We start from the raw sequence: 21391 nt of genomic DNA on the forward strand, positions 1-21391 counted from the left end.
GGTTAGCGCCGCGCGACGTGGGGCGTCCAGGACAGGCCGTCGAAATAGCGCAGCGCGTAAGGGTTCTGGGGATCCGGATACCAGTTCGGCCGGGCCGGTCGGTAGCGACCGAAGACCCCGGCGGGATCGCCGGCGATGCTGAGCCGGTGCTCATAGTCCGCACGGGCCCGGAGGCCGGCCTCACGCACGGCCGCGGCGCGTCGGCGTCGGCGGACGACGATCAGCAGGCCTGCCACCGCGATTGCGGCGACCACCTCGTACCAGCCCAGCCACATCCACCACGCCGCTGTCGACGCCGCGACGACGGTCAGGGCGGGGTGGCGGCGTGCGAAAGGCCGGTGGGCGATCTGCTCGGGCATCGATGGCGATCTTACGAGCGCGGCGGCACCCGGGACCGGGCTTCGGGGCGACGCGCCTGCGCGTGAGGTTTGCTTTCTCCGCCGACGGGCTAGCTTGGAGGAATGCAGGCGCCGGAGATCCTGGGCGGCCGCTATGAGTTGGGGCGTGTCCTCGGCCGTGGCGGGATGGCCGAAGTGCGCGATGCCTGGGACAAGCGGCTGGGTCGTCCGGTGGCCGTCAAGCTGCTCTACCCGTCGGTGGTCACGCAGCCCGACACTCGCAGGCGCTTCGCGACCGAGGCGCGCGCGGCCGCGGCCCTCAACCATCCGCATGTCGTCGCGGTGCACGATTCCGGCGTCCATGACGGCAGGCACTACATCGTGCTGGAGCGCCTGCCCGGGCAGAACCTGGCCGACGTGCTGGCCCGTAACGGGCCGCTGCCCACCGAACACGTGCGCGCCATCATGCGCGACGTGCTCTCCGCGCTGAGCGCCGCGCACGCCAATGGGGTGCTGCACCGCGACATCAAACCGGCGAACATCTTGTTCACCGAGTTCGGCGGGGTGAAGATCGCCGACTTCGGGGTGGCGAAGAGTCCCGACACCCCGCAGACGTTGACGAACCGGGTCTTCGGCACGATGGCCTACCTGCCTCCCGACCGGATCGCGGGACGGCCGGCCACTCCGAGCGACGATCTGTACGCGCTCGGAGTCGTCGCCTACGAGGCGCTCACGGCCCGGCGTGCGTATCCGCAGGAGAATCTCGGGGCGCTGGCCGACGCGATCGCGGCGGGGCAGGTGATGCCGCTGTCGGCGTTGCGGCCCGACGTCGATCCGGCTCTGGTGACCACGATCGAGCGCGCGATGGCCACCGATCCGCGGTGGCGGTTCGCCACCGCCGAGCAGATGCTGGCCGGCCTTGACGCGCCCCGCGCCCGGCCCGATCGGACCGGAACCGTGCTGGCGGCCGTCGCAATTCTGCTCGTCCTGGTGCTCGCCGCGGTACTCGTCGCGCTGTAGCGAATTCCTTGCGTGACCTGCAAATATCTGCGGGCTCACCGATGGGTCGCGGTCGGATAACGATCCGCGCGTCGAGTTCAGTTTTGATCTTGCATGCTGTATTTTGCGGGATTTTTCGTTATGTTGCTGGGCGTGGGTCGGCACTCATTGCCCAAGAAGCGGCGCAACCCGTCTGTGTACGTGATGTCGGCGCTCGCCCCCGCGGCGGTGTTCCTGGCCGTCAAGGGTGATGCGGGCCCGGTTCCCGTGGTCGTCGAGGACGAGCCCGTGGCCGCCCCCGCTCCCGCCGCGGTTCTCGAGCCCTCGGTGCCGTGCTGCGTGGAGATCGTCGCAGCGCCCGCGGCGTCGCCGGCACCGGCATTGCTGACCGACCCGGGGGACGACGCCGCGGTGGCGCCGGCCTCGCTGGTGTCCGCGTCGCGTTGGCGGGTCGTGAGCCGCACGCTGCCCGCCGGGGTCGCCCCCGAGCGCGGGCTGCAGGTGCGCACGATCCTGACCGCTCGGAGCATCAGCGCCGTCTTCCCGGAGATCAACAACATCGGCGGCGTACGCCAGGATGCGCTGCGCTGGCATCCGAACGGCCTCGCGCTCGATGTCATGATCCCGAACCCCGGCTCCGACTCGGGGATCGCGCTCGGCAACCAGATCGTCGCGTACGTGTTGGCCAACGCGCAGCGCTTCGGCATCCAGGACGCCATCTGGCGGGGCGTGTACTACACCCCCGGTGGGGCCCGATCCGGCGGCTACGGGCACTACGACCACGTCCACGTCACGACCACCGGCGGTGGCTACCCCGACGGCGACGAGGTCTACTTCCGCTGACCTGCCCGGTCCTGCCGCCCGGTCTGGCCCGCTACCCGGGCGAGGACGGCCGTAGTTGCCGCCGCCGCAGGTGAATAACCAAGATGGGTTCGTGGTTGATCTGGGCCGCGAAACATCGCACGACTCTTCCGATGAGCGTCAGCTCATTCAGGACGCCCTCCAGCAGCTCGACGAGTTGCAGCGCAACGGCGCCTCCGATCCCGACGACGGTCTGCGCACCCTGGTCGAGACGGCGGTCGCGGCAGTCCCGGGCGCGGTGTATGCCGGCATCACCCTGGTGACCGAGAGCGAAGACGTGTCGTCCGTCGCGGCGACGCACGAGTACGTCGACCTGCTCGACGCAGTCCAGCAGGAGGTGCGGGAGGGGCCGTGCCTGTCCGCGGCGTGGGAGAACCACCTCATCTGCATCGAGGACCTCCGCAGCGACGGACGGTGGCCGAAGTACCGGGACGCCGCCCTGGCTCGCACGCCCGTGCGCTCCGTGCTGTCCTTCGAGCTGCACACCGAGGGCAAGAGCGTGGCCGCGCTGAACTTTCTCGCCGAAACGCCGGGGGCGTTCGACGCGGACTCCATCGAGCTGGGGGTCGTCTATGCCACGCACACGACCCTGGCCTGGAACTCACTGCGCCGGGAACAGCAGTTCCGCAATGCGCTCGCCAGCCGTGACGTGATCGGTCAGGCCAAGGGAATTCTGATGGAGCGCCACGACATCGATGCCGTGGCCGCGTTCGACCTGCTGCGCCGACTGTCGCAGGAGATGAACGTCAAGCTCGCCGACCTTGCCCAGCAGCTCGTTCGCAAGCGCTGAAGCTCACGCGGCGCCGGCAGGTGGGTGCGGCGACACCGGCTGATCCTCCCTGCTGAAAACCATGGTTGCGCCCCGGTGTCGCCTTGGACCGGACATGTGGGCAACTGCACTCGATCCGGTCCCGACAGTCGCGATACCCGGGTGGGCGGGTGCGCAATCGTGCGCAAAGCGCAAAGAGGGTGTCCGATGGACGAAGTGGTGCCCCCACCAGGGCTCGAACCTGGGACCTGCGGATTAAAAGTCCGTAGCTCTACCGACTGAGCTATAGGGGCGTGGGTGGACTTCGATGACGGGGAAAGGATACGGCACGCAGCCCGTTTGAGGATTTGGGTGTCCGTACCCTAAGCTATCGAAGCTCCCAACGACATGAGCGTTGCGAGTACCCCGGAGAGATTCGGAAATGGGCCCCCATCGTCTAGTGGCCTAGGACGCCGCCCTTTCACGGCGGTAGCACGGGTTCGAATCCCGTTGGGGGTACACGCGACGACCACCTCGGTGGGAGGAGCAGCACAGTAAGGCCCTGTGGCGCAGTTGGTTAGCGCGCCGCCCTGTCACGGCGGAGGTCGCGGGTTCGAGTCCCGTCAGGGTCGCCATTACGGCGAGGCACTTGCCAGGCAAGTGATCGGTGCCGTCCGGCCAGGTAGCTCAGTTGGTACGAGCGTCCGCCTGAAAAGCGGAAGGTCGCCGGTTCGATCCCGGCCCTGGCCACCGCAAACATCGGTGACATGATGGTCCCGATGATTCGTCTTCTCGCCTTCGTCTCCGCGCTGTCGGCGCTCGCGATCTCAGCTGCCCCCGCGGTGTCCGCCCAGCCCCAGAGCTCCCTGGTCGACCTCGTCGACGCGGCGACGCGCCGGCTGCAGGTCGCCGACCCCATCGCGGCCAACAAGTTCCACACCGGCGGCCTCATCGAGGACCCGGCCCGCGAGCAGCAGGTCCTCGACGCGGTGTCCGCCGAAGCGACCACCCTGAACCTGGACCCGGCGTATGTGACGACCGCGTTCCGCGACCAGATCGACGCCACCGTCGCCGTGGAGTACACCCGCCTGGCCCAGTGGAAATTCGATCCCGCAGTCGCGCCCGCCGAGGCCCCCGACCTGGCGTCCTCGCGCGGGGTCATCGACGCGCTCAACCGCGAGATGGTCACGCTGATGGCCGACGACTGGGACACGCTCCACTCGCCGACCTGTCGTCTGGACCTCGATCAGGCCAAGGCGACGGTGGTGGGACAGCGCGGCCTCGACCCGCTGTACCGCCAGGCCCTCGACTTCGCGACGCGCAGCTACTGCCGTTGACCGTGACAGCATGTCTTCCGGCATGAACGATTTTCGCCAGCGGTTGCTCGACGCGTTGGAAGCGTCGATCGCCGAGGACGGGTACCCGAAGACGACCGTCGCCGACATCGTCCGCCGCGCCAGGACATCCCGGCGCACCTTCTACGAACACTTCGACAGCCGGGAAGCGTGCTTCATCGCCCTGCTCTCGGACGCCAACGCCGACCAGATCAGGCAGATCTCCGAAGCCGTCGATCCCAGCGCGCCGTGGCAGAAGCAGGTGCGTCAGGCGATCGAGGCGTGGATCTCGTCCGGGGAGGCCCGGTCGGCGCTGATGCTGAGCTGGATTCGCGACGTGCCCGCGCTCGGCGCCGTCGCGCGGGAGTTGCAGCGCGACGCCCTGGACAACTTCATCGACATGGTGGGCACGCTCGGGGCCACCGACGAGTTCCGCGCCGCGGGCATCGGTCCGGTGTCGCGGCGCCGGATCATCATGCTGCTGGGCGGACTTCGCGAGCTGACCGCGATCACGGTCGAGGAGGGCGGCAAGATGAGCGATGTCATCGACGAGGCCGTCGACGCCTCCATCTCGCTGCTCAGTCCGCACGCTCCGGGCTGACCGCCGGGTCAGGGTGTCGCGGTGGCCTTCGCGCGTTCGAAGAGCGTGGCGTCGTGGCTGCACAGGATCATCAGATCGGGGTCCCGGCGCTCATAGAGCTCGGTCAGACGAGAGTGGTTGTCCCTGACCTTGTCCCGGTCGAAGGCCACTGCCATCTCGAAGCCTGCCAAGGCCTTCGGCATCGGCGGGCCACCGGCGATCGTGCTCGGGTGGTAGAAGGCGTCGCCGGCCTGCAGCAGCCAGCGTTCACCGGCGTCGACGGCGACGCACGCGTGCCCGTCGGTGTGCCCGGGCAGCGAGATCATCACGAAACCGGGGCCGATCTCGCTGAGTTCCTTGGCCGCGGCGAAACCGCGCCACGCCTCGCCGTCGATGCTGTGCTCCACGAGCCGCGGCCCGTGCGCCCACTGTGAAGACTGGAACCGCAACCGGTTGCGCAAAGCCCGGGATCTCATCGCGCCGGCCGCCTCCTCTGTCGTCACATGGACGAGGGCGTCGGGGAAGTCGGCGAGGCCGCCGATGTGGTCGGCGTCGAAGTGGGTCACGATGATGTGGCGGACGTCCGACGGCGTGAAGCCGAGCCCGGCGAGCTGGCGCACCGCGGTCTCGGAGGGGTCGAAGACCGGCTTGAGGATCAACCGGCGGGCTGCGCCGAACTCCGCGGGGTGGCGGCAGTCGCGGGTGCCGAACCCGGTGTCGACGAGGACGAGACCGTCGTCGCCCTCGACGACCAGGACGTGACAGACGACCGTGGGACAGCCCACGGGATGCATGGTCCCGCAGTTGAGATGGTGGACCTTCACGAAATATGCCCCCCGGCGTGGCGTGCTGCAGGCGTGTCGGCGGACGCGCCCGCGGACAGTCAATGTGACACCCGCCCGCTGCGTCAACCCGCTCCGTTCGTGGGGGAGCAGCGTGATTTCCCCGGAGTTCGGGGCTGGTCGTTGAGGTACCTTACGCACATGGTCCGGCCTGCTCAGACGGTGCGCAGTGAGCGCACCAGGGAAGCGCTGCGGCAGGCCGCGGTGGTCCGGTTCCTGGCCCAGGGCGTGGAGGAGACGACGGCCGAGCAGATCGCCGCGGACGCGGGGGTCTCGCTGCGCACCTTCTACCGGCACTTCGCGTCCAAGCACGATCTGCTGTTCGCCGACTACGACGCCGGTCTGCACTGGTTCCGCTCGGCACTGGCGGCGCGGTCACCGGACGCCTCGATCATCGAGGCGGTGCAGGCGGCCATCATGGCGTCGCCGTACGAGGACTGGGCGGTCACCAAGATCGCCGCGATGCGGGCGCAGGAACTCGACGCCAGCCGCATCGTGCGTCATATCCGGCAGGTCGAGGCCGATTTCGCCGAGGCCGTCGAGCACCACATGACCGAGGCGAACGGGCCCTCGCCGGGCACCGACGAACGCATGCGCATCACTGTCACGGCCCGCTGCATCGCCGCGGCAGTATTCGGGGCGATGGAGGTGTGGATGCTCGGCGAGGACCGGTCGCTGCCGGAACTGGACCGGCTGTGCCGGCACGCGCTGCAGCACCTGCGCTCCGGAGTCGGCGACAAGCTCTGAAAGTTTTGTCATTATTGACAAAACATTCGCCCCGTGTCAGCCTCAGCCGATGACGGACTTCGATGCCATCGTCGTCGGCGCGGGGCACAACGGGCTGACGGCCGCGGCGTTGTTGCAGCAGGCCGGTCTGCGCACCCTGTGTCTGGATTTCAAGCTCTACGCCGGCGGAATGGCCTCCACCGTGGAGCTTTTCGACGGCTTCCGCTTCGAGATCGCGGGGTCGGTCCAGGTGCCCACCTCGGCGGTGGTCAGCGATGCGCTCGGTCTCGGCGACCTGCCGACCGTCGATCTCGACGTGATGTCGGTGCAGTTGCGTGGCGTCGGCGACGATCCGCTCATCTACTACACCGACCCGATGACATTGTTGACCCACCTCAACGACGTGCACGGTGCCGACGCGGTCCACGGCATGGCCGGGCTGATGGCGTGGTGCCAGGCCCCGACGCGGGCGCTGGGCAGGTTCGACGCGGCGCAGCCGCCCAAGACGCTCGACGAGATGTTCGCCTGTGCCACCAGCGAATTCGAGAGACAAGCCATCAGCGACATGCTGTTCGGATCGGTGACCGACGTACTCGACCGTCACCTGCCCGATCGGGAGAAGCACGGGGCGTTGCGCGGCATGCTGGCGTTTCTGGCCGTCAACACCACCTACCGTGGGCCGGCCACTCCCGGCAGCGCCGCCGCGCTCGCCTTCGGCCTCGCCGTCCCGGACGAGAACGCCACGCTGATCAAGAAATTCCGCGGCGGTATGGGCGCGGTGACCGAACATCTTCTGCACCTGTTCACCGCGGCAGGCGGAGAGCTGCGCCTACGCAGCAGAGTCGACGGGATCCTCGTCGGGGACGGGCGGGTGTCGGGCGTGCGGCTGGACGACGGCACGACGGTGACGGCGCCGGTCGTGGTGTCCAATCTCGCGCCGGACGTCACCGTCAACGAGCTCATCGACACCTCCGCGATCCCGGGCGACATCCGAGAACGGTTCTCCCGCATCGACCATCGCGGCAGCTACCTGCAGATGCACTTCGCGCTCGACGGTCCGCCGACGTTCGCCGCACCCTACGAGGTGCTCAACGACCCCGAATTCCAGTCGGCCATCGGCATCTTCACCACCCCCGAGGACCTTCAGCGTCAGTGGGAGGACTCGGCCAGGGGAGTGGTGCCGACCGATCCGGCCATCGCCCTGCAGATCCCGTCGGCCAACGATCCGGGGCTCGCGCCGCCGGGAAAGCACGCGGTCTCGGCGTTCTCCCTGTGGTTCCCGCTGACCGAGCAGGAGGCGAGCTACGGCGAGATGAAGACCGAGATGGGCCGCCGCGTCATCGACAAGATCACCCGGCTCGCACCGGATTTCGAGAGTCTCATCCTGCGCCACACCACATTCACGCCCAAGCACATGGGCACGATGTTCGGCGCACCCGGCGGTGACTACTGCCACGGCCTGATCCATCCCGAACAGATGGGCCCCAACCGTCCAGGCCCGAAAGGCTATGCCGACCAGCCGCTCCCCGTCGACGGGTTGTATTTGGCGAGTGCCGGATGCCACGGTGGACCGGGCATCACCTTCATCCCCGGCTACAACGCCGCTCAGCAGATCCTCGCGGACGGGCGCGGCTGACGAGCCGCGTCACCCCACGCACGCGGAGTCAGTCGGTGGCGGGGCCGCTCGGGGTCGCGCCGCCCTCGTCGGACCAGTCGTTGCCCTCGTCATCACCGCGGGAAGGGTCGGTGACGACGTCGTCGTCGGTGCCCTCAGGGGCGGTGTCGGTCTCGGTCGTGGTCGGCTTGTCTTTCGTCACGGCGCTGGATTACCCAGGTCACCGCGCATTCATTCAGCCGCGGCGAGCTTGCAGCTGGGCCATCCAGTCGGCAGGCACCCGACCGCGTGGGCCCGGCACCGTCTCGTCGGCCGGCCTGCTCTGGGGTGCGGCGAGTTCCGGACCGTCGTAGTACTGGTCGGTGTCGTAGTCCCAGAACCAGTCCTCGCCGGGTTCGAACGAGCGGATGATCGGGTGTCCGCTGGATCGCCAGTGCGCCGAGGCGTGCTTGGCGGGGGAGTCGTCACAGCAGCCGATGTGGCCGCAGGCCGCGCACCTGCGAAGGTGCACCCACCAGCCGCCGTCGGCGTCGCATTCCACACACCCGGTGCCACTGGGCGCAACGCTGGGGTCGACAGCCTTCTTGTCGTCGTCGCTCACCCCTCGAGCCTACGGTCCCGGTCGCTTCATCTCGATCCGAACGACGACCGCGGTGGTCTATGGTCTCGCCATGGCAACCAAGGATTCCCGCGAGGTCGTTATCGACGCCACCCCCGAGCAGATCCTCGACGTGATCGCCGACGCCGAGGCGACCCCGTCCTGGTCGCCGCAGTACCAGAAGGCCGAGGTGCTGGAGCGTTTCGACAACGGGCGGCCCAAGCAGGTCAAGATGACCGTGAAGGCCGCGGGCCTGACCGACGAGCAGGTCATCGAATACACCTGGGGCGACGACAAAGTCACGTGGACGTTGGTCTCGGCCGGGCAACTCAAGGCCCAGGACGCCGGTTACACACTCACCCGGGAAGGGGACAAGACGCGGGTGCGGTTCGACATCGCCATCGACCTGTCGGTGCCCATGCCCGGCTTCATCCTCAAGCGCACGATGAAGGGCGGCGTCGAGACGGCGACCGAAGGCCTGAAGAAGCAGGTGCACAAGGTCATCAAGGGGTGAGCGGCGGACCCCTGGCCGGGGTGCGGGTCGTCGAACTCGGCGGCATCGGGCCGGGGCCGCACGCCGGGATGATGTTGGCGGATCTCGGTGCCGACGTGGTGCGCATCCGAAGGCCCGGCGGCCTGCAGATGCCGGCCGAGAGTGTCGACCTGATGCACCGCGGCAAGCGTGTGGTGGACCTCGACCTCAAGACGGAGCGCCGGGCGCTGCTCGGCCTGGTCGCCAGGGCCGACGTGTTGATCGACGGCTTCCGCCCCGGCACCTGCGAACGGCTCGGCATCGGGCCCGAGGACTGCGAATCGGTCAACGCGCGGCTGATCTTCGCGCGCATCACCGGCTGGGGCCAGCACGGCCCGATGGCGACGGACGCGGGCCATGACATCAATTACCTGTCCCAGACGGGGGCGCTGTCGGCGATCGGGTACCGCGATCGCCCCCCCGTCCCGCCTCTGAACCTGGTCGCCGACTTCGGCGGCGGGTCCATGCTGGTGCTCGTGGGCATCGTGGCCGCCCTCTACGAACGGGAGTCGTCGGGGAAGGGGCAGGTGATCGACGCCGCGATGGTCGACGGCGTGAGCCTGCTGTCCCAGATCGCCTGGACGATGAAGGCCGTCGGTTCGTTGCGCGACGAGCGGGAGTCCTTCCTGCTCGACGGAGGAACGCCGTACTACCGCACCTACGAGACCGCCGACGGCAGGCATGTCGCGGTGGGCGCGATCGAGCCGCAGTTCTACGCGCAACTGCTCGCGGGCCTGGGGTTGGCGGCCGAGGATCTTCCCGATCAGGGGGACCGCTCGGGCCATCCCGCGATGCACCGCCTGTTCGCCGAACGGTTCGCCGCCCGGACCCGTGACGAGTGGGCCCGGATCTTCGCCGGCACCGACGCCTGCGTGACGCCCGTGCTGACGTGGCAGGAAGCGGCCGACAACGCGCATCTGCGCGCCCGCGCGACGATGGTGACCGCCCACGGCGTCGATCAGGCGGCCCCGGCGCCCCGGTTCTCCCGGACACCGGCGCCGCCGCCGGCGCGCCCGCCGCAGCACACCACCCCGGCCCACTCGATCGGGTGGTGACACGGCGTTAGCTGCGAAATACTGGGCACGAGGCCGGTCGCTTGACTACCATTTGCCGGTATGGCGGTGCGGGCATCCAGCGAAGTGGTGATCGAAGCCCCGCCGGAGGCGATCATGGACGCCCTGGCGGACATCGAGGCGGTGGCCTCGTGGTCCTCGCTGCACAAACAGGCCGAGGTGGTCGACCGCCACCCCGACGGCAGGCCGCACCACGTGCGAACGACGGTCAAGATCATGGGTCTCGCCGACAAGGAGTTGCTGGAATATCACTGGGGCGACCACTGGGTGGTGTGGGACGCCGAGAAGACGAGCCGGCAGCGCTGCCAGCACGGTGAATACAACCTGACCCCGCTCGGTGAGGAACGGACCCGGGTGCGGTTCGATCTGATCCTTGATCTGGCCGCTCCCTATCCGACGTTCCTGGTCAGGCGGGCCAAGCGGATGGTGCTCGATGTCGCCCTGGAGAACCTCCGCCAACGCGTGCTCGCCGCGGCGCGATAGCGACATGGCCATCCGGGCGGCGCGCGAGGTCCTCATCGAGGCACCGATGCCCGTCGTCCTGGACGCGTTGGCCGACGTCGAGGCCTGGCCGTCGTACTCGTCGATGCACAAGCACGTCGACGTCGTCGACCGCTACCCCGACGGCCGCCCGCACCACGTGCGCGTCAAGGTGAGGGTGCTCGGGCTCAGCGACACCGAACTACTCGAATACCGTTGGGGTCCAGACTGGTTGGTGTGGGACGCGCAACCGACGTCGCAACAGTACGCCCAGCACGTCGAATACCGCCTCACCGACGAGCACAACGGCGCCTCGACGCGAGTACGCGTGGAGATCACGGTGGAACCGGCCGTGCCCATCCCGGAATTCATGATCCGCCGGGCCGGCAGCGCCGTGCTCGAGGCGTCCACCACGGGCATCCGCCGACTGGCCATGCAGCGCACGAGTTCTCACCGCGTCGAGTAGACGCGTCGGCGATCCGTCAGCTGCGGTGCCGCAGCGCCTGGAGCCTGCGGATGGCTTCGTCGAGTGTCTCGTCGCGCTTGCAGAAGGCGAAGCGCACCAAGTGTTTCCACTCGTCGGCATGCGGTGCCGCGGCATCGCAGAACGCCGACATCGGGATCGCGGCGACGCCCACCTTCTCGGGGAGTTCCGCGCAGAACGTGGTGCTGTCGTCATAGCCGAGCGGGCGGGGATCGACACACAGGAAATACGTACCGGAACTGTCGTAGACGTCGAACCCGATGTCGGTCAGTGCCGCACCCAGTCGGTCGCGACGGGCTTGATAGGACGCGCACAGTGCATCGACCCAGGCGTCCTGGGTGGCCAGGGCCTCGGCCACCGCCGGCTGGAACGGTGCTCCGGAGACGTAACTCAGGTATTGCTTGGCGGCGCGCACACCGGCGATGAGATCCTCGGGCCCGCAGGCCCAGCCGACCTTCCACCCGGTGGCGTTGAACATCTTGCCGGCGCCCGAGATCGTGATGGTGCGCTCCGCCATGCCCGGATAGTTGGCCAGCGGCCGGTGCACCTTCCCGTCGAACACCAGATGCTCGTACACCTCATCGGTGATGACGAGCAGGTCGGCCGCGACGGCGAACTCGGCCAACCCCCGCAGTTCGTCGTCGCCGGCGATCATCCCGGTCGGGTTGTGAGGCGAGTTCACGATGATGGCTCTGGTGTCCGGGGTGACCGCGGCCCGCAGCGCCTCGAGGTCGATCGCGAAACTCCTGCCGTCGCGGCGAAGCGGCACCGCGCGCCGTCGGCAACCGGCCATCGCGATGACCGGCGAGTAGGAATCGTAGAACGGTTCGATCAGCAGGATGTCCGACCCGGGTTCGACGAGGCCTAGTACCGACGCCGCGATCGCCTCGGTCGCCCCGACGGTGACCAGTACCTCGGTGTCGGGGTCGTATTCGGTGCCATAGCGGCGCCGGCGCTGATCGGCGATGGCCTGACGCAGGGACGGAATGCCCAGCCCCGGCGGGTACTGATTGACTCCCTCGGCGATGGCGTTCTGGGCCGCCGTCAGCATCGCCGGGGGGCCGTCCTCGTCGGGGAACCCCTGCCCGAGGTTGACCGCTCCGAGACGCGTCGCAAGCGCCGACATCTCGGCGAAGACCGTCACCGCATACGGCCTCAGGCGTTGAACCGTCACAGCATCGGAGCCTAGCCGCGGGGCGCCGAGAGGCGGTGGACCTGTGCCCTGGTGGCCGGATAGAGCTCGCGCCACGTCCGGTAGAGGTCGTCGTACATCGCTGAGCGTGCACCGTCGGGTTCGATGATCCGGTCGATCGTGGTCCAGTCCGTATCGCGGGGCAACAGCCCGACACCGATGCCGGCCAGCAGCGCGTCGCCGTAGCTCGCGCCGATCGTCTGGTGCGGGACCAACTGCGTGCACCCGGCGATGTCGCTCACGGCCTGCGCCCACAGCGGGCTGTGCAGCCCGCCGCCGACGGCGACGACGCGGGCGGCCGGCGATGCCTGGGCGAACCTTTCGAGGATCTCGCGGACACCGAAGGCGATGCCCTCGTATGTCGCGCGCAGGAGGTGGCCCCGGCCGTGCCGCAGCGACAGGCCCGCGAAGACGCCGCGGGCGTACGGGTCGAACAGCGGAGTGCGTTCCCCCGCGAGGTAGGGCAGCATCAGCAGCCCTTCGCCACCGGGCGGCACCGCCAGCGCCTCGGCGGTCAGGTCGTCGAGCGACGCGTCGCCGAGGACGCCCTGCAGCCAGGTCACGAGGCTGCCCGCCGTGGCGGTGCCGGCGGCCAGCGCATAGGTTCCGCGTTCCACCGCGGCCGTCGTCCACAGCGACGGATCAGTGGCGTAGTCGGCGAGGACCTGGACCATGAACATCGTCGAGCCGTACATCAGCATGAGGTCCCCGGGCCGGCGGACACCGACGGAGAAGGCTTCGGCATACGCATCGACGGTGCCCGCGAGGACGGGGGTGCCCGCGGGGATGCCGGTCTGAGCGGACGCCTCCGGGGTGACCGCGCCGATCACCTCGTCGGGCCACACCAGTGTCGGCATCGGCAGGTGTCCGCAGATCCGGCGAGCCCAGTCGTGGTTCCACGTGAATTCGGCCGTGGCATAGAGGGGATCGCACTGGCTGGCGGTGTGATGATCGAGGATGTATTCGCCGGTCAGCTTCGCCGCGATGTAGGAGTTCGCGCCGAACCAGCGGGTGGCGGCGCCGAACACCTCCGGTTCGTTCCGGCGCACCCATTCCAGTTTCGGGCCGATCGCCTGGCTGGTCAGCCGGCTACCGCCGCTCTCCAGGATCGCGGCATCTCCGAATTCGCCAGTGAGCAGGTCGATCTCCTCGACCGCGCGGGTGTCGATGCCATACAGGATGGCAGGGCGCAGCGGCGTCAGGTCGTCGCCGCACAACACCAGGCACGGACCCATACCGCTGACGCACACGCCGGCCAGCGTCGCCTGCGGAGGCATCTGCGCGACAAGGGCCCCGCCGATCTCGCGAATCTCGCGCCACCACACCGTTTCGGCGTCGAACTCCGCCCACCCGGGCCGGGGGAGGCTCATCGTATGGGTGAGGGTATGCGCCGCCAGGAGGGTCCCCGCCGCATCGGTGAGCACACCTTTCGTGCTTCCGGTGCCGATGTCGATCCCGAGCAGTGTCTGCACCGTCCCACCGTAGGGCGCGCACCGCGTCCCGGGTCGCGAACACCGCGCCACGTCTGTCCTCCGGCCGGTGGAGCGGCCCTCGTGCGCGGGGCCTAGGCGAGGCTGGGGTGAACCACCCTCAGCTTGTCCGCGATCCGCGTCAGCGCCCGCAGGTCGGTCGGGGTGAGCGGGTCGAGCACCAGTTCGCGCACCGCCTGGACGTGCACCGGCGCGGCGCGAACCACGTGCCGATAGCCCACGTCGGTGAGTTGGGCGAGGGTGTAGCGGCCGTCCGCAGGATCAGGCGACCGGGTCACCCAGCCGCGCTGTTCGAAGCGCTTGACGACGTTCGAGAGCCGCGACAGCGAGCCGTTGGCCAGGAACGCCAACTCGCTCATCCGGATTCGCCGGCCCGGCGCTTCCGAGATATGGCTCAGCGTCAGGTATTCGAACAGCGTGAGGTCCACCCCGCGCAGTGGTGCCTCGAGCCGGCCGGGCAGCAGCAGCATCAGCGCCACGAGCCCGGTCCATGCCTCCTTCTCCTCCGGGGTCAACCACGACGGTTCGTAGGTACGCGCCATGGGTGCACACTATCGGCCTCCGCCCGGCCTCGGAATAACTTCACGCATGAAGTCATTACTTCCACCGTACGGTTCACGCATGAAGTGATATCGAGAGGTGACCCATGACTGATGTCGAGTTCTTCAACACGCCCGGTTACGGCGAGAAGTTGCGGGAGACGTTGCACTACAGCCAGGCGGTACGAATCGGAGACAGGGTGGAGATCTCGGGTCAGGGCGGGGTGGACGACGACCTCAATATCCCCGACTCACTGGAGGAGGAAATCGTCCTGGCATTCGACAACGTGGAGCGCACGCTGGCCACCGCGGGTGCCGGATGGGGCGACGTCGTGCACGTGAACTCCTATCACGTCGCGAGCGAAGCGGATGCCATCGGCGCTGCCCACAACGACGTCATGGTGGCCCAGTTCCGTGCGCGGATGCCGGAGCGGGCGCCGATCTGGACCCAGACCGGCGTCACCGTGCTCGGACTGCCCGGGATGCGGGTCGAGATCCGGGTCACCGCAATCCTTGGAAAATGATGTCCACCAGCGTGTTCGGCGCTGTGTGAGGCGGCCTCGCGGCCATGCCACAGCGGTGCCTGTGGGCCCGGCCGAGAGTCGGCGGGGAATGAATCGGCGCCGACGGGCGCTTGGTGGATCATGACCTTCACGCTCAGCGAAACCTCCGCGCTGCTCAAGCCCATCGATCTCGGGAACGCGAAGCTCGCCAATCGAATCTTCATGGCGCCGTTGACGAGGTCGCGTGCCGATGCCGATGGGACGCCGTCCGCGCTGGCCGCGGAGTATTACTCCCAGCGCGCCGAAGCGGGACTGATCATCAGCGAGGCCACGGCGGTATGCGAGCAGGCCAACGGCGCCTACATGAACACCCCCGGGATCTACACCGACAGGCAGCAGGACAAGTGGGCCGAGATCGCCACGGCGGTGCACCGCGCCGGCGGCAGGATGTTCGTCCAGTTGTGGCACGTCGGACGCATGGCTCATCCCGACATCAGCGGTTTCGAGACCGTGGGCCCGTCGGCGGTCGCCGCAGACGTGGTGACGCACACGCCGGCCGGCAAGAAGCCGCTGCCGGTGCCCCGCGCGCTGAACACCGGCGAAATCCAGGAGATCATCGGTCAATTCCGGACGGCCGCCCGGCGTGCCGTCGACGCCGGTATGGACGGTGTCGAAATCCATTCTGCGAACGGCTATCTGCTGCACGAATTCCTCTCCGACGTGGTGAACCAACGCACCGACGTCTACGGCGGTTCGCCGCAGAACCGCGCCAGGTTCGCCGCCGAGGTCGTGGAGGCGGTCGCGGCCGAGATCGGGGCGGACCGTGTGGGCCTGCGGATCTCGCCGGGAAACAGCGCAGGGGACATGCAGGAGATCGACCAGGTCAGCGCCTACGAGGCCCTGTTGTGCCGGATCGCGTCCCTGGACATCGCCTACCTGCATGTGGTGATCGAGCCGTCGCGGCCTGCGTTCGCCGCGGTGCGCACGCAGTGGGAGGGCACCCTGGTGCTGAACACCCCGCGGACCCAGGACACCGACTTCGGTGTCATGGAGAACCTCGCGGAGTGGGGGGTGGTGGGTGCCATCTCGGTCGGCCGCGCGTTCCTGGCCAACCCGGATCTCGTGCATCGTCTGACCGTGGGGGCCGAACTGAACGAGCCCGACGTCGAGACCTTCTATGCCCCCGGGCCGGCCGGGTACATCGACTACCCGACATTGGACGAATTGGTGACGCCTCGATCGGCGTAGGTGTGAACGGCGCGGAGGTGGGAAACACCGTGGGCATGGCTACCTACCGCGTACTGAATCCGAAGGGCGACGTCGTCGACACCAAGGACATCGAGAGCGCCGACGACGCACACGCCTGGTTCGTCGACCAGAAGGCCGACAACTCGGAGCTGGGCTGGCGCATGGAGGTCGAGCACGACGGGGAATGGTCGTTCTTCGACGACACCGAAGGCACCCCCGACTAGCCGCCACGGTCCGTGAGCGGGGCGCCGCCTGCTCCCAGCACGTGAACTCGCACGGTCCGCATTCGGATCGTGCGAGTTCGCGTCTCTCCAGTACTTCGTTCGGGGCCCAACCAAGCGGTTGGGCGAGGCTGCTAGCATCGCCACCAGAGGATCAGCCTCCCCGCGGCACATCCGCGAACCCCGATCTGAACAGGACCTGGAGAGCACATGTCCGAAGAAGCCTTCATCTATGAGGCCATCCGCACGCCTCGCGGCAAGCAACGCAACGGCTCGCTGAACGAGATCAAGCCCGTCAACCTGGTCGTCGGCCTGATCGACGAGATCCGCGCGCGCTACCCCGACCTGGACGAGACCCTGATCAGCGACGTCATTCTGGGCGTCGTATCGCCCGTCGGCGACCAGGGCGGCGACATCGCCCGCACCGCCGGCCTGGTGGCGGGCCTGCCCGAGACCACGGGCGGTTTCCAGCTCAACCGTTTCTGCGCCTCCGGCCTGGAGGCCGTCAACCTGGGCGCGCAGAAGGTGCGCTCGGGATGGGACGACCTGGTGCTCTCCGGCGGTGTCGAGTCGATGAGCCGCGTGCCGATGGGCTCCGACGGCGGCGCCTGGGCCTCCGATCCTGAGACGAACTACCGCATCGGCTTCGTGCCGCAGGGCATCGGCGCCGACCTGATCGCCACCATCGAGGGATTCTCGCGCGACGACGTCGACGCCTACGCCCTGCGTTCGCAGGAGAAGGCCGCCGCAGCATGGTCGGGCGGCTACTTCGCGAAGTCGGTCGTGCCCGTCAAGGACCAGAACGGTCTGGTCGTCCTCGACCATGACGAGCACATGCGCCCCGACACCACCATCGAGGGCCTGGGCAAGCTGCGCACCGCTTTCGACGGCGTCGGCGCGATGGGCGGCTTCGACGACGTGGCGCTGCAGAAGTACCACTACGTCGAGCGGATCAACCACGTCCACACCGGCGGCAACAGCTCGGGGATCGTCGACGGCGCCGCGCTGGTGCTGATCGGTTCCGAGAAGGCGGGACAGTCGCAGGGTCTCACCCCGCGCGCCCGCATCGTGGCGACCGCGACGTCCGGCGCCGATCCGGTCATCATGCTGACGGGCCCGACCCCGGCGACCCAGAAGGTCCTCGACCGCGCCGGCCTGACCGTCGACGACATCGACCTGTTCGAGCTGAACGAGGCGTTCGCCTCGGTGGTGCTGAAGTTCCAGAAGGACCTCAACATTCCCGACGAGAAGCTCAACGTCAACGGTGGCGCCATCGCCATGGGTCATCCGCTGGGGGCCACCGGCGCCATGATCATGGGCACCATGGTCGACGAGCTGGAGCGGCGCAACGCACGGCGGGCGCTCGTCACGCTGTGCATCGGCGGCGGCATGGGTGTCGCGACCATCATCGAACGAGTCTGAGCGCGCGGGCTACGGAGGAACTGAAAGATCATGGCAGAAAACACCATTCAGTGGGACAAGGATGCCGAGGGCATCGTCACCCTGACGCTGGACGACCCGACCGGTTCGGCCAACGTGATGAACGAGCACTACAAGGAATCCATGCACAATGCCGTCGAACGGCTTGTGGCAGAGAAGGATTCGATCAGCGGCGTGGTGATCGCCAGCGCGAAGAAGACCTTCTTCGCCGGCGGTGACCTCAAGGGCATGATGAACGTCGGTCCGGACAACGCGGCCGAGTCGTTCGCCGAGGTCGAGTTCATCAAGGCCGACCTGCGCAAGCTCGAGACGCTGGGCAAGCCTGTCGTCGCGGCCATCAACGGCGCCGCGCTCGGCGGCGGTCTGGAGATCGCGCTGGCCTGTCACCACCGCATCGCCGCGGACACCCGAGGTGTCGTGATCGGTCTGCCCGAGGTCACCTTGGGCCTGCTGCCCGGCGGCGGCGGCGTGGCCCGCACCGTGCGCATGTTCGGTATCCAGAAGGCGTTCATGGAGATCCTCTCCCAGGGCACCCGGTTCAAGCCCGGCAAGGCCAAGGAGATCGGTCTGGTCGACGAATTGGTCGACAGCGTCGAGGAATTGGTTCCCGCCGCCAAGGCGTGGATCAAGGCCAACCCTGAGGCCCACACCCAGCCCTGGGATCAGAAGGGCTACAAGATGCCCGGCGGCACGCCGTCGCATCCGGCCCTCGCCGCGATCCTCCCGTCGTTCCCGGCCCTGCTGAAGAAGCAGCTCAAGGGCGCGCCGATGCCGGCCCCGCGGGCGATCCTCGACGCCGCGGTCGAAGGCGCCCAGGTCGACTTCGACACCGCCACCCGCATCGAGAGCCGCTACTTCGTCGGCCTGGTCACCGGCCAGACCGCGAAGAACATGATCCAGGCGTTCTTCCTGGACCTGCAGGCGATCAACGGCGGCGCCTCGCGGCCCGACGGCATCGCCAAGCAGGAGATCAAGAAGATCGGTGTGCTGGGTGCGGGCATGATGGGCGCCGGCATCGCCTACGTCTCGGCCAAGGCCGGCTACGAGGTCGTGCTGAAGGACGTCGCGATCGAGGCCGCCCAGAAGGGCAAGGCGTACTCGGAGAAGATCGAGGCCAAGGCGCTCGAGCGCGGCCGCACCACCAAGGAGAAGTCCGACGCGCTGCTGGCCCGTATCACCCCGACCGCCGATGCCGCCGACCTCAAGGGCGTCGACTTCGTGATCGAGGCCGTCTTCGAGAACCAGGAACTCAAGCACAAGGTGTTCCAGGAGATCGAGGACATCGTCGAGCCGAACGCGCTGCTGGGCTCCAACACCTCCACGCTGCCGATCACCGGTCTGGCGACCGGCGTGAAGCGCCAGGAGGACTTCATCGGCATCCACTTCTTCAGCCCCGTCGACAAGATGCCGCTGGTGGAGATCATCCGAGGCGAGAAGACCTCGGACGAGGCGCTGGCCCGGGTGTTCGACTACACGCTGGCGATCGGCAAGACCCCGATCGTGGTCAACGACAGCCGCGGCTTCTTCACCTCCCGTGTCATCGGCACCTTCGTCAACGAGGCGCTGGCGATGCTGGGCGAGGGCGTGCCCGCGGCCAGCATCGAGCAGGCCGGGTCGCAGGCCGGCTACCCCGCGGCCCCGCTGCAGCTCTCCGACGAGCTCAACCTGGAGCTCATGCAGAAGATCGCCACCGAGACCCGCAAGGCGACCGAGGCGGCCGGCGGCACCCACGAGGCGCACCCGGCCGAGGCCGTGGTCAACAAGATGATCGAGATCGGTCGCCCCTCGCGGCTCAAGGGCGCGGGCTTCTACGAGTACGTCGACGGCAAGCGTGCCGGCCTGTGGCCCGGTCTCGCCGACACCTTTTCTTCTGGGGCGGGCTCCGGCGCGGCCGATATCCCGCTGCAGGACATGATCGATCGCATGCTGTTCGCCGAAGCGCTGGAGACGCAGAAGTGCCTCGACGAGGGCGTGCTGATGTCGACCGCCGACGCGAACATCGGCTCGATCATGGGCATCGGTTTCCCGCCCTACACCGGTGGCTCGGCCCAGTTCATCGTCGGCTATCAGGGCGAGCTCGGGGTAGGCAAGGAAGCGTTCGTCGCGCGCGCCAAGCAGCTGGCGGAGCGCTACGGCGAGCGGTTCAACCCGCCCTCCTCGCTGAGCTAGCCGCCGGCAGTCATCGTCTGACGCAGAACCCCCGCGACCTCCGGGTCGCGGGGGTTCTCGCGTGTGCGGGCCGAGTCCGGTCCGTTGAGTGCACGCTGCGTAACGACAACAGCGGGGACGTCGTCAGGAACCGGGCGTCTGGAGGCATGGCTGTGCGCGTTCCTGTCGGCGCTGCACGCTCGGCGCCTGCGGTTGGCGAACGCCGTGGGCGAGGCCGTGGGCGACGTGTATTCCGGTGCCGAACTCCTTGATATGCCGGAAAGCGGTGTGCCTGCCGAGCTTCGACCGGAGGCGGGTCATCGGGGTGGGGCGCTTCAAGAACATGTCACCCATGCTGCCCACACTCACAGACCGGGAACAGTGGCCCTAGCGCCGATGGTCGTTAAGATAGTGACATGCATTCCGTGGCGATCCTGGCGTATGACGGCATGACGGGCTTCGAATCGGGGCTCGCCGCGGAGATCTTCGGCATGACGGAGCTGTCGGAGCGGTTCTCCGCGGGCATCGCCCGGCCCTGGTACACGGTCAAACTGTGTTCGGAAGCAGGCGAGATCAGGCTGCTGGGCGGCGCCACCATTCGAACCGCCTACGGTCTTTCCGACCTCGCCGACGCGGACACCGTCGTCATCCCCAGTGTTCGTGACGTGGACCAGCCGACGTCGCCCGGCCTCATCGACGCACTCAAGGTCGCCGAGAGTCGCGGTGCGCGCCTGGTGTCGATCTGCTCGGGGGCCTTCGCGCTGGCCGCCGCCGGTGTCCTCGAAGGACGAAAGGCGACGACGCACTGGATCTACACCGATCTGTTGAAGCAGCGCTACCCGGGCATCGACGTGGACTCCGCCCCGCTCTACGTCGACAACGGGACCGTGCTCACCAGCGCGGGCTGCGCGGCCGGGCTCGATCTGTGTCTGCACATCGTGAGGTCGGACCATGGCGTGCGCGTCGCGAACGACGTCGCCCGGCGCCTCGTGGTCTCACCGCACCGCGCCGGAGGGCAGGCGCAGTACATCGAGACCCCGGTGCCCGAGCCCGCCACCGACGGACGGATCGCGGCCGGGATGGCGTGGGCGCTGGAGAACCTCGACCGGCCCATCACCCTGGACGACCTGGCTGCCCAGTCGATGATGTCGCGGCGAAGCTATCTGCGGCAGTTCGCGAAAGCCACCGGCACCACGCCGATCAAATGGCTCATCGAGCAGCGCATCCAGGCCAGCCTTGCGCTGCTGGAAGCCTCGGACTTCTCGATCGAACAGATCGCGGTGCGTGTCGGTTTCGAATCCCCGGCCACCTACCGCCATCACTTCGTGCGTCAGGTCCACACCACGCCGAGCGATTACCGCAGCGCGTTCACCGGCTAGCGGATTCGGGGCACGGCCCCG

The 21391-nt window shown here is 68.2% G+C and carries 24 protein-coding genes and 4 tRNA genes; 20 read left to right on the plus strand and 8 right to left on the minus strand.

Features of this window, described 5'->3' with window-relative positions; translation table 11 throughout:
* Window positions 1-2 precede the first annotated feature (2 nt).
* Window positions 3-359 (minus strand): DUF2510 domain-containing protein, encoded by a 357-nt coding sequence (locus FHR72_RS11100; protein ID WP_183468023.1) that lies wholly within the window; start codon window positions 357-359, stop codon window positions 3-5.
* A gap of 102 nt (window positions 360-461) precedes the next feature.
* Here FHR72_RS11100 and FHR72_RS11105 point away from each other — a divergent pair, with 102 nt between their 5' ends.
* The 3 genes from FHR72_RS11105 to FHR72_RS11115 all read left to right on the plus strand — a co-directional run bounded on the left by FHR72_RS11105 (window position 462) and on the right by FHR72_RS11115 (window position 2988).
* A complete protein-coding gene (locus FHR72_RS11105) occupies window positions 462-1358 on the plus strand; it encodes a serine/threonine-protein kinase (protein WP_183468024.1) in 897 nt (298 codons plus the stop codon).
* Window positions 1359-1478: 120 nt separating this feature from the next.
* Complete coding sequence (locus FHR72_RS11110) at window positions 1479-2180, plus strand: VldE C-terminal domain-containing protein (RefSeq protein WP_183468025.1); 702 nt, start codon at window positions 1479-1481, stop codon at window positions 2178-2180.
* Between the two features lie 91 nt (window positions 2181-2271).
* Window positions 2272-2988 (plus strand): GAF and ANTAR domain-containing protein, encoded by a 717-nt coding sequence (locus FHR72_RS11115; protein ID WP_311736118.1) that lies wholly within the window; start codon window positions 2272-2274, stop codon window positions 2986-2988.
* Window positions 2989-3184: 196 nt separating this feature from the next.
* Here the strand turns inward: FHR72_RS11115 and FHR72_RS11120 are convergent.
* A tRNA-Lys gene (locus FHR72_RS11120) sits at window positions 3185-3260 on the minus strand.
* Window positions 3261-3392: 132 nt separating this feature from the next.
* On the opposite strand from FHR72_RS11120, the gene FHR72_RS11125 reads away from it, so the two are divergent.
* From FHR72_RS11125 to FHR72_RS11145, 5 genes are all read left to right on the plus strand, one after another.
* Window positions 3393-3465 (plus strand) — tRNA-Glu (locus FHR72_RS11125).
* Window positions 3466-3504: 39 nt separating this feature from the next.
* A tRNA-Asp gene (locus FHR72_RS11130) sits at window positions 3505-3581 on the plus strand.
* 41 nt (window positions 3582-3622) lie between these two features.
* Window positions 3623-3696, plus strand: a tRNA-Phe gene (locus FHR72_RS11135).
* A gap of 17 nt (window positions 3697-3713) precedes the next feature.
* Window positions 3714-4283 carry a chorismate mutase gene (locus FHR72_RS11140; RefSeq protein ID WP_183468027.1) on the plus strand — a complete coding sequence of 190 codons (570 nt, stop codon included), beginning with the start codon at window positions 3714-3716 and terminating at the stop codon, window positions 4281-4283.
* A 22-nt stretch (window positions 4284-4305) separates the two neighbouring features.
* Window positions 4306-4881 (plus strand): TetR/AcrR family transcriptional regulator, encoded by a 576-nt coding sequence (locus FHR72_RS11145; protein WP_260155982.1) that lies wholly within the window; start codon window positions 4306-4308, stop codon window positions 4879-4881.
* Between the two features lie 8 nt (window positions 4882-4889).
* On the opposite strand, the gene FHR72_RS11150 is transcribed toward FHR72_RS11145, so the two are convergent.
* Entirely contained in the window at window positions 4890-5684 is a 795-nt protein-coding gene (locus FHR72_RS11150) for an MBL fold metallo-hydrolase (RefSeq protein ID WP_183468029.1), read from the minus strand.
* A 159-nt stretch (window positions 5685-5843) separates the two neighbouring features.
* Between FHR72_RS11150 and FHR72_RS11155 the strand changes: the two genes are divergently transcribed.
* Together FHR72_RS11155 and FHR72_RS11160 are read left to right on the plus strand one after the other, a co-directional pair.
* A complete protein-coding gene (locus tag FHR72_RS11155; protein WP_183468030.1) occupies window positions 5844-6449 on the plus strand; it encodes a TetR/AcrR family transcriptional regulator in 606 nt (201 codons plus the stop codon).
* A 49-nt stretch (window positions 6450-6498) separates the two neighbouring features.
* Window positions 6499-8064 carry a phytoene desaturase family protein gene (locus tag FHR72_RS11160; protein WP_183468031.1) on the plus strand — a complete coding sequence of 522 codons (1566 nt, stop codon included), beginning with the start codon at window positions 6499-6501 and terminating at the stop codon, window positions 8062-8064.
* Between the two features lie 28 nt (window positions 8065-8092).
* Here the strand turns inward: FHR72_RS11160 and FHR72_RS11165 are convergent, their stop codons facing one another.
* Window positions 8093-8245, minus strand: coding sequence for a hypothetical protein (locus FHR72_RS11165; protein ID WP_183468032.1), 153 nt, complete (start codon window positions 8243-8245; stop codon window positions 8093-8095).
* A 33-nt stretch (window positions 8246-8278) separates the two neighbouring features.
* Complete coding sequence (locus FHR72_RS11170; RefSeq protein WP_183468033.1) at window positions 8279-8644, minus strand: UBP-type zinc finger domain-containing protein; 366 nt, start codon at window positions 8642-8644, stop codon at window positions 8279-8281.
* 70 nt (window positions 8645-8714) lie between these two features.
* Between FHR72_RS11170 and FHR72_RS11175 the strand changes: the two genes are divergently transcribed.
* Genes FHR72_RS11175 through FHR72_RS11190 form a run of 4 tightly spaced genes read left to right on the plus strand, consistent with a single transcriptional unit; the run spans window position 8715 to window position 11192 of the window.
* Window positions 8715-9155, plus strand: coding sequence for an SRPBCC family protein (locus FHR72_RS11175; protein ID WP_183468034.1), 441 nt, complete (start codon window positions 8715-8717; stop codon window positions 9153-9155).
* The gene (locus FHR72_RS11180; protein ID WP_183468035.1) at window positions 9152-10228 is read left to right on the plus strand and encodes a CaiB/BaiF CoA transferase family protein; all 1077 of its coding nucleotides are present in this window, start codon (window positions 9152-9154) and stop codon (window positions 10226-10228) included. Before FHR72_RS11175 ends, FHR72_RS11180 begins: the two co-directional genes overlap by 4 nt.
* 60 nt (window positions 10229-10288) lie before the next feature.
* Window positions 10289-10729 (plus strand): SRPBCC family protein, encoded by a 441-nt coding sequence (locus FHR72_RS11185; protein WP_183468036.1) that lies wholly within the window; start codon window positions 10289-10291, stop codon window positions 10727-10729.
* 4 nt (window positions 10730-10733) lie between these two features.
* Entirely contained in the window at window positions 10734-11192 is a 459-nt protein-coding gene (locus FHR72_RS11190; RefSeq protein ID WP_183468037.1) for an SRPBCC family protein, read from the plus strand.
* 16 nt (window positions 11193-11208) lie between these two features.
* On the opposite strand, the gene FHR72_RS11195 is transcribed toward FHR72_RS11190, so the two are convergent.
* The 3 genes from FHR72_RS11195 to FHR72_RS11205 form a co-directional block, all read right to left on the minus strand.
* A complete protein-coding gene (locus FHR72_RS11195) occupies window positions 11209-12384 on the minus strand; it encodes a pyridoxal phosphate-dependent aminotransferase (protein WP_183468038.1) in 1176 nt (391 codons plus the stop codon).
* Between the two features lie 11 nt (window positions 12385-12395).
* Window positions 12396-13874 (minus strand): FGGY-family carbohydrate kinase, encoded by a 1479-nt coding sequence (locus tag FHR72_RS11200; protein ID WP_183468039.1) that lies wholly within the window; start codon window positions 13872-13874, stop codon window positions 12396-12398.
* 92 nt (window positions 13875-13966) lie between these two features.
* Window positions 13967-14434, minus strand: coding sequence for a MarR family winged helix-turn-helix transcriptional regulator (locus FHR72_RS11205; RefSeq protein ID WP_183468040.1), 468 nt, complete (start codon window positions 14432-14434; stop codon window positions 13967-13969).
* Between the two features lie 104 nt (window positions 14435-14538).
* Between FHR72_RS11205 and FHR72_RS11210 the strand changes: the two genes are divergently transcribed.
* The 6 genes from FHR72_RS11210 (at window position 14539) to FHR72_RS11235 (ending at window position 21370) form a co-directional block, all read left to right on the plus strand.
* On the plus strand, window positions 14539-14955 hold the full coding sequence (locus FHR72_RS11210) for a RidA family protein (RefSeq protein ID WP_183468041.1): 417 nt from the start codon (window positions 14539-14541) through the stop codon (window positions 14953-14955).
* Between the two features lie 120 nt (window positions 14956-15075).
* Window positions 15076-16182 carry an alkene reductase gene (locus tag FHR72_RS11215; protein ID WP_183468042.1) on the plus strand — a complete coding sequence of 369 codons (1107 nt, stop codon included), beginning with the start codon at window positions 15076-15078 and terminating at the stop codon, window positions 16180-16182.
* Window positions 16183-16217: 35 nt separating this feature from the next.
* On the plus strand, window positions 16218-16406 hold the full coding sequence (locus tag FHR72_RS11220) for a hypothetical protein (protein ID WP_183468043.1): 189 nt from the start codon (window positions 16218-16220) through the stop codon (window positions 16404-16406).
* Window positions 16407-16613: 207 nt separating this feature from the next.
* Window positions 16614-17825, plus strand: coding sequence for an acetyl-CoA C-acetyltransferase (locus FHR72_RS11225; RefSeq protein WP_183468044.1), 1212 nt, complete (start codon window positions 16614-16616; stop codon window positions 17823-17825).
* A gap of 30 nt (window positions 17826-17855) precedes the next feature.
* On the plus strand, window positions 17856-20012 hold the full coding sequence (locus FHR72_RS11230; protein ID WP_183468045.1) for a 3-hydroxyacyl-CoA dehydrogenase NAD-binding domain-containing protein: 2157 nt from the start codon (window positions 17856-17858) through the stop codon (window positions 20010-20012).
* Window positions 20013-20407: 395 nt separating this feature from the next.
* Window positions 20408-21370, plus strand: coding sequence for a helix-turn-helix domain-containing protein (locus FHR72_RS11235; protein WP_183468046.1), 963 nt, complete (start codon window positions 20408-20410; stop codon window positions 21368-21370).
* Window positions 21371-21391 lie beyond the last annotated feature (21 nt).

Origin of the sequence: Mycolicibacterium iranicum (assembly GCF_014190915.1) — a bacterium.
Lineage (GTDB): Bacteria > Actinomycetota > Actinomycetes > Mycobacteriales > Mycobacteriaceae > Mycobacterium > Mycobacterium iranicum_B.